Source organism: Mucilaginibacter sp. UYP27 (assembly GCF_040547175.1).
Lineage (GTDB): Bacteria > Bacteroidota > Bacteroidia > Sphingobacteriales > Sphingobacteriaceae > Mucilaginibacter.
Genome location: NZ_JBEPPE010000001.1, coordinates 1,651,220 through 1,664,607, shown reverse-complemented (window position 1 = coordinate 1,664,607; position 13,388 = coordinate 1,651,220). Strand labels below are relative to the sequence as shown.

16 protein-coding genes are annotated in these 13,388 nt (G+C 43.9%); 8 read left to right on the top strand and 8 right to left on the bottom strand.

Annotated elements, in window-relative coordinates:
- Nucleotides 1–34 precede the first annotated feature (34 nt).
- Together ABIB39_RS07345 and ABIB39_RS07340 are read left to right on the top strand one after the other, a co-directional pair.
- On the top strand, nucleotides 35–943 hold the full coding sequence (locus ABIB39_RS07345) for a cation diffusion facilitator family transporter (RefSeq protein WP_354428612.1): 909 nt from the start codon (nucleotides 35–37) through the stop codon (nucleotides 941–943).
- A gap of 308 nt (nucleotides 944–1,251) precedes the next feature.
- Entirely contained in the window at nucleotides 1,252–1,671 is a 420-nt protein-coding gene (locus ABIB39_RS07340) for a Dabb family protein (protein ID WP_354428610.1), read from the top strand.
- A gap of 165 nt (nucleotides 1,672–1,836) precedes the next feature.
- Here ABIB39_RS07340 and ABIB39_RS07335 read toward each other — a convergent pair whose 3' ends face one another.
- Both ABIB39_RS07335 and ABIB39_RS07330 read right to left on the bottom strand, forming a co-directional pair.
- Nucleotides 1,837–2,337, bottom strand: coding sequence for a DUF5606 family protein (locus ABIB39_RS07335; protein ID WP_354428608.1), 501 nt, complete (start codon nucleotides 2,335–2,337; stop codon nucleotides 1,837–1,839).
- 3 nt (nucleotides 2,338–2,340) lie between these two features.
- Nucleotides 2,341–2,778 (bottom strand): peptidylprolyl isomerase, encoded by a 438-nt coding sequence (locus ABIB39_RS07330; protein WP_354428606.1) that lies wholly within the window; start codon nucleotides 2,776–2,778, stop codon nucleotides 2,341–2,343.
- 258 nt (nucleotides 2,779–3,036) lie between these two features.
- Between ABIB39_RS07330 and ABIB39_RS07325 the strand changes: the two genes are divergently transcribed.
- Nucleotides 3,037–4,218 (top strand): asparagine synthetase B, encoded by a 1,182-nt coding sequence (locus ABIB39_RS07325; RefSeq protein ID WP_354428797.1) that lies wholly within the window; start codon nucleotides 3,037–3,039, stop codon nucleotides 4,216–4,218.
- 69 nt (nucleotides 4,219–4,287) lie between these two features.
- On the opposite strand, the gene ABIB39_RS07320 is transcribed toward ABIB39_RS07325, so the two are convergent.
- The 5 genes from ABIB39_RS07320 to ABIB39_RS07300 are packed head-to-tail and all read right to left on the bottom strand — an operon-like array spanning nucleotide 4,288 to nucleotide 8,887.
- Nucleotides 4,288–6,399, bottom strand: a complete 2,112-nt coding sequence (locus ABIB39_RS07320; protein ID WP_354428604.1) for a putative porin — start codon at nucleotides 6,397–6,399, stop codon at nucleotides 4,288–4,290.
- Nucleotides 6,399–7,214: a purine-nucleoside phosphorylase gene (locus ABIB39_RS07315; protein ID WP_354428602.1), complete on the bottom strand. Its 816-nt coding sequence runs from the start codon at nucleotides 7,212–7,214 to the stop codon at nucleotides 6,399–6,401. The genes ABIB39_RS07320 and ABIB39_RS07315 overlap by 1 nt, the downstream gene beginning before the upstream one ends.
- Entirely contained in the window at nucleotides 7,177–8,241 is a 1,065-nt protein-coding gene (gene lpxK, locus ABIB39_RS07310; RefSeq protein WP_354428600.1) for a tetraacyldisaccharide 4'-kinase, read from the bottom strand. Before lpxK ends, ABIB39_RS07315 begins: the two co-directional genes overlap by 38 nt.
- 35 nt (nucleotides 8,242–8,276) lie before the next feature.
- On the bottom strand, nucleotides 8,277–8,678 hold the full coding sequence (locus ABIB39_RS07305) for a type II toxin-antitoxin system VapC family toxin (RefSeq protein WP_354428598.1): 402 nt from the start codon (nucleotides 8,676–8,678) through the stop codon (nucleotides 8,277–8,279).
- Nucleotides 8,663–8,887: a hypothetical protein gene (locus ABIB39_RS07300; RefSeq protein WP_354428596.1), complete on the bottom strand. Its 225-nt coding sequence runs from the start codon at nucleotides 8,885–8,887 to the stop codon at nucleotides 8,663–8,665. Before ABIB39_RS07300 ends, ABIB39_RS07305 begins: the two co-directional genes overlap by 16 nt.
- Before the next feature lie 50 nt (nucleotides 8,888–8,937).
- On the opposite strand from ABIB39_RS07300, the gene ABIB39_RS07295 reads away from it, so the two are divergent.
- A complete protein-coding gene (locus ABIB39_RS07295; protein ID WP_354428594.1) occupies nucleotides 8,938–9,846 on the top strand; it encodes a serine hydrolase in 909 nt (302 codons plus the stop codon).
- On the opposite strand, the gene ABIB39_RS07290 is transcribed toward ABIB39_RS07295, so the two are convergent.
- Nucleotides 9,847–10,335 carry a VOC family protein gene (locus tag ABIB39_RS07290; RefSeq protein WP_354428593.1) on the bottom strand — a complete coding sequence of 163 codons (489 nt, stop codon included), beginning with the start codon at nucleotides 10,333–10,335 and terminating at the stop codon, nucleotides 9,847–9,849.
- A gap of 145 nt (nucleotides 10,336–10,480) precedes the next feature.
- Between ABIB39_RS07290 and yihA the strand changes: the two genes are divergently transcribed.
- From yihA to ABIB39_RS07270, 4 genes are all read left to right on the top strand, one after another.
- On the top strand, nucleotides 10,481–11,110 hold the full coding sequence (gene yihA / locus ABIB39_RS07285) for a ribosome biogenesis GTP-binding protein YihA/YsxC (RefSeq protein ID WP_354428591.1): 630 nt from the start codon (nucleotides 10,481–10,483) through the stop codon (nucleotides 11,108–11,110).
- Between the two features lie 38 nt (nucleotides 11,111–11,148).
- Nucleotides 11,149–11,535 carry an endonuclease domain-containing protein gene (locus ABIB39_RS07280; protein WP_354428590.1) on the top strand — a complete coding sequence of 129 codons (387 nt, stop codon included), beginning with the start codon at nucleotides 11,149–11,151 and terminating at the stop codon, nucleotides 11,533–11,535.
- 127 nt (nucleotides 11,536–11,662) lie between these two features.
- A complete protein-coding gene (locus ABIB39_RS07275) occupies nucleotides 11,663–12,520 on the top strand; it encodes a UbiA-like polyprenyltransferase (RefSeq protein WP_354428589.1) in 858 nt (285 codons plus the stop codon).
- Nucleotides 12,508–13,119: a Crp/Fnr family transcriptional regulator gene (locus ABIB39_RS07270; RefSeq protein ID WP_354428587.1), complete on the top strand. Its 612-nt coding sequence runs from the start codon at nucleotides 12,508–12,510 to the stop codon at nucleotides 13,117–13,119. Before ABIB39_RS07275 ends, ABIB39_RS07270 begins: the two co-directional genes overlap by 13 nt.
- Nucleotides 13,120–13,388: the final 269 nt, after the last annotated feature.

Sequence of the window (13,388 nt, the reverse complement as noted above, 5' to 3'; positions counted from 1 at the left end):
ACATTTGCATATCTGCATATTTGCAGGGTTAATTATGGCACACGACCACTCCCATCACCACGATCATGCTCCGAAATTAGACCACCTGGATGCTGCCTTTATCTGGGGCATTGTGCTTAACTCGGCCTTTGTGGTGGTAGAGGCTATTTACGGATTGATCAGCGGATCATTATCCTTGCTGACGGATGCCGGGCATAACCTGAGCGACGTGGCTTCTTTAGCCCTTGCCCTGCTTGCATTTAAGCTTGCCAAAGCCAAATCAAATAAGGATTACACTTACGGTTACAAACGGTCCACCATTATCGTATCGTTTTTTAACGCTTTGGTATTGATCATAGCAGTTGGTTTTATAGTATATGAAGCCGTGGTACGCTTTATACACCCCGAGCCTATTGCGGGCGGCACGGTTGCCTGGGTGGCCTTCGTAGGGATAGGTATCAACGGGTTTACCGCATGGCTTTTTGTAAAAGATAAAGACAGCGACCTGAACGTTAAGGGTGCTTACCTGCACATGGCGGTTGACGCCATCGTTTCGGTTGGCGTGGCAATATCGGGGATCATCATTTACTTTACGCATTTGGCCTGGATAGACAGCGCAGTTAGTATCATTATTGGCGCAGTGATACTAACCGGTACCTGGAACCTGCTAAAAGATAGCCTGCGATTGGAAATGGACGGCGTACCAAAAGACATCGACCTTAAAAAAATAAAATCTGAGTTAATAAAAGCCAAAGGTGTGGTAGATATCCACCATATGCATGTATGGGCACTAAGCACTACAGAGAATGCCCTTACCGCCCACCTGGTGGTTAGTCCGGAAGATATGGGCATCTTCGACGAGATAAAGCACGACCTGCGCCATAGGTTAGAGCACCTGTCCATAAGCCACAGTACTTTTGAACCGGAGTTTAGTAACGAAAAATGTGAGCAGCCTGATTGTTAGAGATTCTTCTATGACCAATCAGAAACCCCTTAAAATAATTTTGCTCTTTACGGTTCTCCAGATTATTGGGAGTGTAGTTTTGTTAGTACGAATTGCAAATCTTGAATTGGAGTTCATTTATGAATTATTGTGTCTTATATTACTACTCGCAATTATTTATTACGCCGTGTATCTCATTATTCTAATTCGACATATCAAACGCAACATTAGCTTTTGGCGGATTGTGGTTTTGTCTTTCTTTTGTTTTCTTCCCGTAATACTCTCCGGCCTTCTGATTATATTTGTTTATTTCTACACCAATAAACCCTATGAAAACCAACCGACGTAAATTCATCGCAACTGCAACTGCTGTTGCAGCAAGCACAGCCGTAGCATCGGCTATTCCATCTATTATAAAACCCAACAACATGACAAACAGATACCCGGTAGTACACCATGCGCTTTTCTGGTTAAAAAACCCTGATTCTAAAGCGGACCGCGATAAGTTAGTTGCAGGTGTAAAATCACTTGGAAAGATAGAAACCATTAAAGAACTGCACGTTGGCATTGTTGCCAGTACCGAAAAACGCGACGTGGTTGATAATAGCTGGGCGGTATCAGAAGTAATGTTCTTTGCCGATCTTGCCGGCCAGGCAACCTATCAAAACCACCCCATCCACCAGCAATTTATTAAAGACCACAGCCATCTTTGGGAAAAGGTTGTAGTTTATGACGCGGTGGACGCGTAACCACCCATCCGTCGTCCTGAACTTGTTTCAGGACCCCTCATAAAAAGTAGCAGACCTTACATGTGGGATGCCGAAACAAGTTCGGCATGACCGCATAGCTTATACATAAGAAAGCCCCGACAGGACCATCCTACCGGGGCTTTAATATTTCATCAGCGGATACCCTTATGCTTTTTTAGCAGGTGCTTTCTTCGCTTTGGCTTTTGGGGCTTCGGCGGCTGGTGCTTCTTCTTTTACAGGTCCGGCAGTTGGTGCTTCATCGGCAACCGGCGCGGTGGCAGGTGCTTCTTCGCTAAACAAAGGCATATCCTTTAATAACATGTACCAGCTAATTATCTTTTTAATATCAGATGAGTAAACTTTCTCCTCGTCGTGGTCGGCGGCAACTTCATAGAAAAACTCACGGAGTTTTTTACCATCGTCCTTAACCGCAGGTACGTTCTGGGAAGATTTCATGCGTTCAAAAACGTCAATCAGTTTAATATCATCCTCAAGGCCAAAGATCGTTATCTCGTTCAATGCAGCCAGTTTAGCGGTTGATAGGTTTACCACCAGCTTAGTTTTTTGCGCATCAAGGCTTTCTAAAACGTAACCGGTTTTGTTTTGCGCAAGCGCTTTCCATAAACCCGGTTTACCCGATACCGCAACAATTCCCTGTAAATTCATATGTTATTCTTCTATTACTTCAATACTTAAAATTTTATCGCCCTGGCGGATATCGTCAACCACATCAACATTTTCTACAACCTTACCAAACACGGTGTGGTTGCGGTCTAAATGCGCGGTATTTTCGCGACTGTGGCAGATAAAAAATTGAGAGCTACCAGTGTTACGTCCTGCATGTGCCATTGAAAGCACGCCACGGTCGTGGTATTGGTTATCGCCTGTCAATTCACAGTCGATACGTGTACCCGAACCACCTGCACCTGTACCTGTTGGGTCGCCACCTTGTACCATAAAGTTAGGGATAACACGGTGAAAAGTTACGTTATCGTAAAAACCTTTTTTAGCTAAACCTAAAAAGTTAGCTACAGTATTAGGCGCATCTTTATCGTAAAATTGAACGGTCATTTCACCTTTTTCGGTTTTAATAATTGCTTTGCTCATTTGTTTTAAATTTTAAACAGGTGACAAAGGTAAGTATTTGAGGTGAAAGGTAAAAGGCGAAAGGTTAAAGGTTTGTAATGGCTAATACTTCGTTATCCGAAATTAACATTCGGTGTTCGATGTTATCTAACTATAATACCATTTCCAATTAATCGTTACATTTGATATATCCGCATGAACAGATTCATTAAATACCTTTTTGCTTTTACCTTTTACCTTCTGCCTCTTTTCAGCAGGGCGGCCTCCCTCCTTATTCCGATGGATGAAGAGCAGAAGGACCACCTAAAATCGTACGGTATTGCCTTTTGGACGCTTAAGAACGGCGAAACGGTAGACTGGCTGCTGAACTATCGCGGCGGCAGTTTTATGATGAAGTATGATAAACGGCTGGAGGATGAGTGTAAGATCCGCGGGGTAAGCTACCAGGTTTTGGCAGATGCATCCGCGAACCAGATCCTGAACGAGGTAAGCGACCCATCCGTAAATATGGACATTGTAAAGCTGGAGAAAGCGCCTAAAATGGCTGTCTATTCGCCCAAAAACAAACTACCCTGGGATGATGCCGTTACCCTGGTTTTAAAGTATGCAGAGATCCCCTATGATGTAATTTACGACGAAGAGGTTATCCGCGGCGACCTGCCCAAGTACGACTGGCTGCACATGCACCACGAAGATTTTACCGGGCAATTCAGCAAATTCTACGGGGCTTACCGCTACGCGCAATGGTATATGGACGATGTGAAGGGCCAGCAGGCGATGGCCGCTAAACTGGGCTTTAAAAAGGTATCACAAATGAAACTGGCCGTGGTAGAGCACGTGCGCGATTTTTGCGCGGGCGGCGGCTTCCTGTTTGCCATGTGCAGCGGTACAGACACTTTCGATATTGCCCTTGCGGCTTCTAAAACAGACATCGTAGAGAGCATGTTTGACGGCGACCCTACCGACCCGGAGGCGCAATCTAAGCTTGATTTTACGCAGACTTTCGCTTTCCAGAATTTCACTTTAGACCAAAACCCTACGTCGCATCAGTTTGCCAATATTGATGTTACCCCCGTTAGGCAGGTAGAACGCAACCGCGACTTTTTTACACTGTTTGATTTTTCGGCCAAATGGGATGTGGTACCCAGTATGCTCACGCAAGACCATGATAAAGTTATAAAAGGTTTTATGGGGCTAACTACAGCCTACAATAAAAGTAAACTGAAGCCCGGCGTTACCATTATGGGCGAAATGAAAACCGCCAACGAAGCCCGCTACATCCACGGCGAATACGGCAAAGGCCAATGGACCTTCTATGGCGGCCACGACCCCGAAGATTACCAACACGCTGTTGGCGACCCTCCAACCGATCTTAAGCTGCACCCAAATTCGGCAGGATACAGGTTGATACTAAATAACGTGTTGTTCCCGGCGGCAAAGAAGAAGAAACAGAAAACGTAGAATCAGTTTGCAGTTATTAGTTGGCAGTTTGCATCTTTATCTGCAAACTCGAAACTGCAAACTGCCAACTTAATTATAAAACGTCCAGGCTACGCCGAATTTTAGCATTTTATCCATCTGCGGATAGCGGTTTACGGTGTAGAAACCATTGGTGAATAAGCCTTGGTTTACGTAATCGTATTGGATAAACAAGTTTGTTTTCTCGAGCGTTGCCTTAAAAAATATGGTAGCAATTGGGTACGAAGTAAAGGTAACATCCGGCCCGTTGTAAAACTGGCCAAGGCCAACCGCGTAAGATGGTGCAAGGTACGGGCTATTGTAACGCGCGCTTACGCCAAACTGCGAATTTAACACATGGAACAAATTTGCACCATAATACAAACTGCTGTAGGTGTAAACTTCGGGCGTGCGTAAAATAGCGGCGTTGTCTGTTTTTTGGTAAACAACATAGTTATCAAAGTGGAACTTGCGCCACTCCAGGTTTTTACCAATACTAACTTTAAGCATGTTGATGGTAGAGCCATACTGCCTCGGGCTGGCATCTATCCCGCCGGGCTGTGCTGCAAAATACAGGTAATCGGTTATCAAGAAATATTCGGCTTTCAGATCAACCTGCAACATATCGTTCACATAATTGAACGACAGGTTGGTGGTTTTTTGGTTACTAAATTTATTGTTAAAAATATAATGGTTAGAGATCCAATTGGTGTAAACCAACCCCGGCGAACTGCTTTGCAGGTATGCACCTAAAACAATGCGCCCTGCCTTTTGCCCGCCTGCAAGGCTCAGCTTTGCATCATACAAAAGGTCGCCAAAGTTACGGCCCTGTACTATCTGGCGCAGGTCGGCATCCAGCACAATGCGGTCGCTAAATTTATAACCCAGCTTTCCTTTAAGTGTAATATTCTGGAAACTTTCGTTCTGCACCCTTGATGGCTTTACTTCTTTGTTACCAAACTGGTTAATAAGCGTGTCGGCTACAAATTGGCTTACTTTATAATAATCCTGCGTAATGCCAACGTCCAGTTTCAGTTCGTTCTTCACCATTTTTAAGGATTTGCCGCGCAAGTAAAAGCTGTACGAGAAATCATTTTGCAGGTGCAGCACATTTAGCGAATCCCTTGACCGTGCCGAACTGAAATAATAATCGGGAAACACGCCATAGTTATCTAACCCATTTTGCAAGTAGTTGTATTTGCGCTGGTTATAATAAAAAGTATAGGCAACACGCTGGGTGGGTAATACGGTTTTAGAAAAAGCCTTACCCTGGTTCAGACTATCTATATGCCCTATGTAATAAAATTGCTTTATATAAAAGCCGGCGCTTTTCCAATTGGCAAAGCTACCGGGCAGGCGCACAGGCTCGCCGGTTTTGTCAAACGACGACGCGGTGCTATTGAAGATAGTATCTTTTAATATCGACCCCGTTTCTGGCGCCTTAAGGTTATTAAACAATACATTCGCCAGTAAATTATAGCGTTTATTAACGCTATGGTACCAGGTAAAAAGGCCAAAGTTAAAGTCGCTTACATTTTGCGCAAGGATGCCGTTGGTACTATAATACCCCTTCGATCCATTAAAGTTCATGATGAGCCCTACGTTCCAGTTAGGCTTTACATTTTGGGTGTGCACAACCTTAAACAATTGCTCTTTTGACCCACCCAGCGAACTGAATAGCGACAACAGCGTGTATGGCGCCCGGGCATTAAAATAATTAATGTCTTGCGGGTTTACCATGTAGGCATCCAGCGAATGCAACCCTTCATCAAACCCAATGGTTTTGCGGGGATTAAAAAGCAGGTCGCGCTGGGCAACACCAGGGTAGCCCAGGCTTATTTTGGGATTACGCGGCTGGTTTAGCGGGCTGTAATTTTCAAAGTTGACCAGGCCGGTATCCAGCGGGAAAAGCTGGATGCTATCCATCAATAAACGCTCGCTGGTAACCTTAATAAATTTGGAAGTGAATACAACCGAATCCTTACGGTTCTCTTCGCGCTTACGGATCGAATCGAGGTTTTTTGAGTCGCCACCGTTGGTCCTGCCATTTTTGATCGTATCACGCTTATAAACGGGATCGCTTTTATTTTGACCGGGGAAGCGCGTGTTATTTATCTGCGCAAAAACACCCTGCACAGATGCGCAAAGCAATAAAATAAGTAAGTATTTAAGCTTATTCGTCATTAAAGCCCTGCTATTAATTCTTTAAGTATGGTGGTCAGTTTTGGTTCGGCCTCGCGTGCTACGGCCAATATTTCTTCAAGTAATATCGGTTCAAGCACTTCCGGGAAACCCTCATCTGTAATTACCGATATGGCAAAAACAGGAAGCCCCATGTGGTTCGCCACAATAACTTCGGGCACGGTGCTCATACCTACAATATCGCCGCCAATAATGCGCAGGTATTTGTATTCGGCACGTGTTTCTAAGTTAGGGCCTGTAACCGCAACATAAACTCCTTTATGGCAGGTAATATTGTTTGCTTTCGCGATGCCAAGTCCTTTTTCTACCAGGTTGTGGCGGTAGGGTTCGCTCATGTCCGGGAAACGGGGGCCCAATTCCTCATCGTTACGGCCGGTAAGCGGGTTAAGCGGCTGCAGATTGATGTGATCCTCGATGATCATCAGGTCGCCCTTTTTAAAATCGGGGTTAAGCGATCCGCTCGCGTTTGATACGAACAGCGTTTTGATTCCCAGCATTTTCATCACCCTAACCGGGAAAGTGATCTGCTGCATGGTGTAACCTTCGTAATAGTGCAAACGGCCTTGCATCGCAACTACTTTTTTACCACCCAGTGTGCCAAATATCAATTTACCGGAATGGAACTCCAGGGTCGAAATAGGGAAATCAGGAATATTGGAATACATCAGTTGCTTTTCAACTTCAATCTCGTTCACCAAAGCGCCAAGGCCTGTGCCTAAAATTATACCAGCTTCGGGTTCAAAATCACCGATGCGTTTTTTAATATATTCGGTGGTGTTGCGTATGCTCTCTAACATAGTTTAATAGTAATGTATCAAATTGCTGCTGCCCGTTATTTAAAAAGTTGACCCCTATTGGCTGTACCAAAATGGGCAGTTGCGCAAGGGCAGGCAACAACTCATTTACCCCTAAACGCTGTGCATCCTTTTCTGTTGTGATAATAACTTTTTTTTGTGATTTACAGGCAGAAAACTCACCCGCAAGTTTAGCGATATTTTTTAAGCTAAACTGGTGATGGTCGGGATAATTATGGTGGATAATATTTGCGGTTGATTGGCTAATATGCTGCACCAACGGTTTCGGGTTGGCAATACCCGTTAATAAAAACACGGTGGTATCGTCATAGATAACAACATCGGCCGGTTTACCCTGTATATCCTTCAATTGTTGGTAAGCTATCGACGTGAAAAACAACGGCTGCCAGTTTAAAGGTGCTATTTCATTGTAACGTTTTGTCATCTGCTCTTCGGTAAGGTTGCCGGGGCATTTGGTCACTACTAAAATATCGGCACGCCAGCGCCCGCTAAAAGATTCGCGCAGGTTACCTGCAGGGAGCAAGAACTTGGGCTGCTGCAAGTGGTTATAATCGAACAATAAAACACTTAACCCCGGCTTAACTGCACGATGTTGAAAGGCATCATCCAGTATCACCAAGTTATGACTGGCTTTAAGTTTATTCATACCTGCCACCCTATCCTCGCAAACGGCAACGGTAACATCCGGGAATTTATGCTTAAACTGCGATGGCTCGTCGCCTATTTGGGTGGCGGTGCTTTTAGCATCTGCCAAAACAAACCCCTTAGTTTGCCGCCCATAACCCCGGCTAAGCGTGGCTAATTTATAATCACTCTTTAGCAGGCGCACCAGGTATTCGGTCATTGGGCTTTTGCCTGCGCCGCCAACCTCCAGGTTACCTACGCAAATCACGGGCAAATCAAACTGCTTACTTTTAAACAACCCCGCATCATAAAACCAGTTACGGATGGTAACCACCAAACCATAAACCAACGAAAACGGTAATAAAAGCCAGCGCAGGTATTGCATAGATGGCGTAAAGATAGGAAAAGAGTTGTAGAGGATTATTGAGAGATTAAGTCTATAAGGAGTAAATCAGGGATACGCTCAAAGTGCTTTTTGTTTAATGTGGCGATAGGTAGATTGTTCCTCATAGCGGTCGCGGCTATAAATAGATCGGCAGTATCAATTTGTTTGCTTATTTGCTTTAGCTTATTATGAATAGATACAGCATGCTTTGCTGCAGCGGTGTCAAAACTAAGTACTTGTATATCGTGTAACAAATCATGCCAATATGCCCGCTGTAGTTCCGGCGCACCAGAATAGATCTCAAATTCGGTTACAACAGAGATACAAAATTCGTAACCGGCATCGTATAAGGCCACCAATTTTGAATTAGATTTATTTGACTTACGAAAATGATCTATGAGGATAGAAGTGTCGATTAAAATTATTTTGTCCGCCATTGGTTAATAGCTTTCCTGGTTTCTTCCATGGTTTTAGCTTGCTCATCAGAGATGGTAGGGCCGTTTACTAAAAGATCTCTAAAATGTACTTTATTAGAGTTCGCCGGCTTATCTTGCAGTTCCTTTTTTAATTGCAATAGTTGGTCTGCTGGTAAGTTTTTTACAATCTCTACCAAATCATTAAAGCCAATGTCGACCTGTATCTGCATACTCAAATTTACAAAATAAATTTAATTTAGTAACTTATAAATCATCACCCATGAAATATCTTCTATCCTTATCCCTACTCCTTTCCACCCTAACCACCTTTGCCCAAACGGACACCAAACTTACTTCCCTATTAAAATCGGCTACCAATGGTTTTAACGGTGATGTTGGCATCTACGTGCATAATTTAAAAACGGGTAAAACGGCCCAAATAAATGCTGATACACTGTTCCCTACCGCCAGTATGATCAAGGTAAGTATTTTAAGCGGGTTGATGGATAAGATAGAGAAGGGCGAAATGCAGTACAACCAAAAATTGGTTTACCGCGATTCGTTATTGTATGCCGGCGAAGATCTCCTCGGTTCGTTTAAGGATAAAGATACCATACAGGTTAGCAAGGTTGCCCTGCTGATGATCACCATGAGCGATAATACCGCGAGTGTGTGGCTGCAAAAACTGGTGGGCGGCGAGTATATTAATAACTGGCTGGATGCGAATGGTTTTAAAGTAACGCGGGTAAACTCGCGCATCCCCGCACGGCGAGCCGTTTGGGAAAAGTATGGATGGGGCGTTACCACGCCCCGAGAAATGTGCCGACTGTTTACCATGATACGGCAGGGCAAGGTAGTTAGCCCGGCTGCCAGCGAGCGCATGAGCCGGATGCTTAACCGTATCTTTTGGGATAATACCGCATTGTCACAGATCCCGCCGTATGTGCAAACGCTATCTAAACAAGGGGCGGTGGATGCCTCAAAAAGCGAAACCGTTTTGGTGAATGCCCCGCATGGCGATTATGTATTTTCCATCATCACCAAAAACAATAAGGACCAGCGCTGGGTGGCAGATAATGAGGCCTCGTTGCTCATCAAAAAAATATCGGCCCTGTTGTGGCAATATTATGAGCCCGGCAGCAAGTGGAAACCTGCCATCGGTGTAGATAAATATATGCTTAACGAGTAGTTATTTTAATAAGCCCAACAAACCGGGGATATCCAACTGATTTGTGTACATGGTAAGGTTTCCATGCTCGTCGGTAGGCCAATGGTCTTTAGGCCTGTCCCAGTATAGTTCAACACCGTTACCATCCGGGTCGTTCATATAAATCGCTTCAGACACGCCGTGATCAGAAGCCCCGGTGAGCGGATATTTGGCATCTATAAGGCGCTGTAATATTTCGGCAAGGTCCTTACGCTCGGGGTATAAAATAGCGGTGTGGTATAGTCCCGGCGCATACTCCGGCGCGGGCGAAGCCCCTTTGCTATGCCAGGTATTCAGCCCGATATGGTGATGGTAACCACCTGCCGAAATAAAGGCGGCCTGGTCGCCGTACATCGTCACTAATTCGAAACCGAGCAGATCGCAGTAAAAAGCCATGGACTTTTGAATATCGCTTACTTTTAAATGCACGTGGCCAATGCGGGTTTGGGTCGGGATCTTATAATCGTTCATAGTCTTAATTGTTATGTCGTAAAGTTACACGGTTATAAGGTTGTTTTTATCAAGAGCAAGTAAAAAGATGTTTAAACATTTACTTTAAGCCTGCACTAACATTTCCACTTTACAACGTTTCAACATAATACCCTACCTTTGCAGTATGATCATAAAATCTGCCGACTTTATTTGCAGCAATACCCAGGTATCTAAACTGCCACAACCGCTAAAGCCCGAATATGCTTTCATCGGCCGCAGTAACGTTGGTAAATCGTCGTTAATAAATATGCTGGTGCAAAAAAAAGGCCTGGCAAAAACATCGCAAACCCCCGGTAAAACACAGCTTATCAACCACTTTTTAGTAAACGAAACCTGGTACATTGTAGATTTACCCGGTTATGGTTACGCCCGTGCATCTAAATCAAAAAAAGCCGACTGGAATAAATTCATTCAAAATTATCTTAATAAGCGCGAAAGCCTGCAATGCGTAATGGTTTTGATAGATAGCCGCCTCGAGCCCCAAAAAATAGACCTTGAATTTTGCAGCTGGCTTGGCGAAAAAGGCTTGCCTTTTGTTTTGACATTTACCAAGGCCGATAAACAAAGCAACCTTAAAACAGACCAAAATGTAGCCAAGTTCCGCAAGGCGATGCTTGACTTTTTTGAAGAAGCACCGCAGCACTTTGTAACTTCATCAGAGCTGCATACCGGCCGCGACGAGATTTTAGGCTTTATTGCTAACATCAACAATAGCTTTGAAGTGCCCGAATTTGACGAAGAACACTATAAATAATTTTTGTTCCCCTCTTGAGAGGGGTTAGGGGTGTGTTAATGAGGCGACAAATTATACCATACAATCCTAAACTTAAACAATTAGCACGTGACCTCCGTAACGACAGCACGTTGAGAGAAGTATTACTTTGGAAAGAATTAAGAAACAAACAACTATATGGTTTCGATTTTCAAAGGCAAAAACCGCTGTTAAATTTTATAGTAGATTTTTATTGTTATGAACTAAATTTGATAATTGAAATTGATGGCCGCTATCATGATAATGAAGAGCAATATAAATCAGATTTGTTAAGAGAAACAGAACTTTCAGAATATGATTTAACCACAATTCGTTTTACAGAGATGGAGGTAAGAAAAGATATGGTTAATGTGATAAGAACAATTGAACATTATATTTTAGACCACACCGATAAAAACGAATTTTAAAATTTCCAGTTTCCTATTTGTAGGGCTGCAAACAAATAACAACTTCTGCTAACATTGATGATATGTTAGTAAGCTAATTTTAGAACACACCCCTAACCCCTCTCAAGAGGGGAACTGAAGTTAAACAATGAAAAAATATTTCTCTCTCGTAACCTTTACGCATACCATATTTGCCATGCCATTTGCCTTTATCGGCTTTTTTTTGGCAGTTACCACTACCGACCATAAATTTGAGTGGCAAAAACTGGTGATGATGCTATTATGTATGGTATTTGCCCGTAACTCGGCTATGGCGTTTAACCGCTATCTGGACCGGAACATCGACGCTAAAAACCCGCGCACCAAACAGCGCGATATCCCGGCGGGGAGGATAAGTCCTGCTGCAGCGCTTACCTTTACTTTGGTAAACTGTGGTTTGTTTATCTTAACCACATGGTTTATAAACCCGCTGTGTTTTTACCTGTCGCCAATTGCATTGATGGTGGTACTGGGTTACAGCGCTACTAAACGGTTCACCGCGCTTTGCCATATGGTATTGGGGTTGGGCTTGTCGCTTGCCCCTATCGGCGCTTATTTGGTTGTGACTGGCGCATTTGCGCTAACACCTATTTTCTTTTCATTATCTGTACTTTGCTGGGTAAGCGGGTTCGATATTATCTACGCCTTGCAGGACGAAGATTTCGACCGCGACCAAAAGCTACATTCTATCCCTGCTTGGTTGGGTAAGGTAAATGCTTTAAGGTTATCATCTGTATTGCACGTATTTTCGGCTGCGTTTGTGCTGATGCCAATATTTACCATACCACATGTAGGTTTACTGTATTATATCGGTATCGTTTTCTTTTGCGCCATGCTTATCTATCAGCACACCCTTGTAAAACCAAACGACCTGAGCCGTGTAACTTTCGCCTTTATGACCACAAACGGCATCGCCAGCGTGGTATTCGCTGCCTTCTTTTTAATGGATAGGGTATGGATGCGCTAACACAGGCACAGTTGAACCAGTTTCGCGAGCGTATTACGCCTTATGTTACCTTTAACGAGGCCGAGTGGATCGTATTTATCCAACATTTACAGGTAGCCAGCTACAAAAAGAAACAGCATTTTGTAGAAGCCGGCACGGTTTGTAACTATTTTGGTTTTATCCTCAGCGGATCTGTACGGTATTACAATGTTATAGACGGGAACGATATTACCGGTTACTTCAGTTTCGAGAATGAACTGGCAAGTTCTTACAAAAGCTTCTTAACCGGCGAGCCTGCCATCAATTATATACAAGCGTTAGAGCCCAGCACCATCATCCTTATCAACAGGAAAAATATGGATGCCATGCTCAATAACCCGATGCTGGCCTATAAAATGGAACGCTTTGGCCGCTTGGTAGCCGAGCATTACCTGATGTGCTATGAAGACCGCGTAACTTCCTTCTTAACCGAAACGCCCGAAGAACGCTACCTGAAACTATTAAAAACCGGCAAGGATGTTTTACAGCGCATGCCGCAGCATTACGTCGCCAACTTTTTAGGCATCACGCCTGTGTCGCTTTCGAGGATCAGGAGAAGGATATTGGTAGAGGGGAGATAATTCATGGCCGTTTCTTTAGCCAACCCTAACGCAATTTACTCACCCCGACTACGCGACGCTGGTCGACCCTCTCTGCTTCGCAAAGAGGGTAAGAAATGATAGTTTTTAACCCGCTTTACGCGCAGCGAAGAGAGGGTGGTCGAGCGAAGCAATGACCGGGTGAGTAGACTCTACTACAAGCGAACTAATCTCTAATCACTAATTTTCTTATCTTTTGTTAACGTTTTGATTTTCAAGGTTACAGTACATTTGTACTATACTAAAAACTA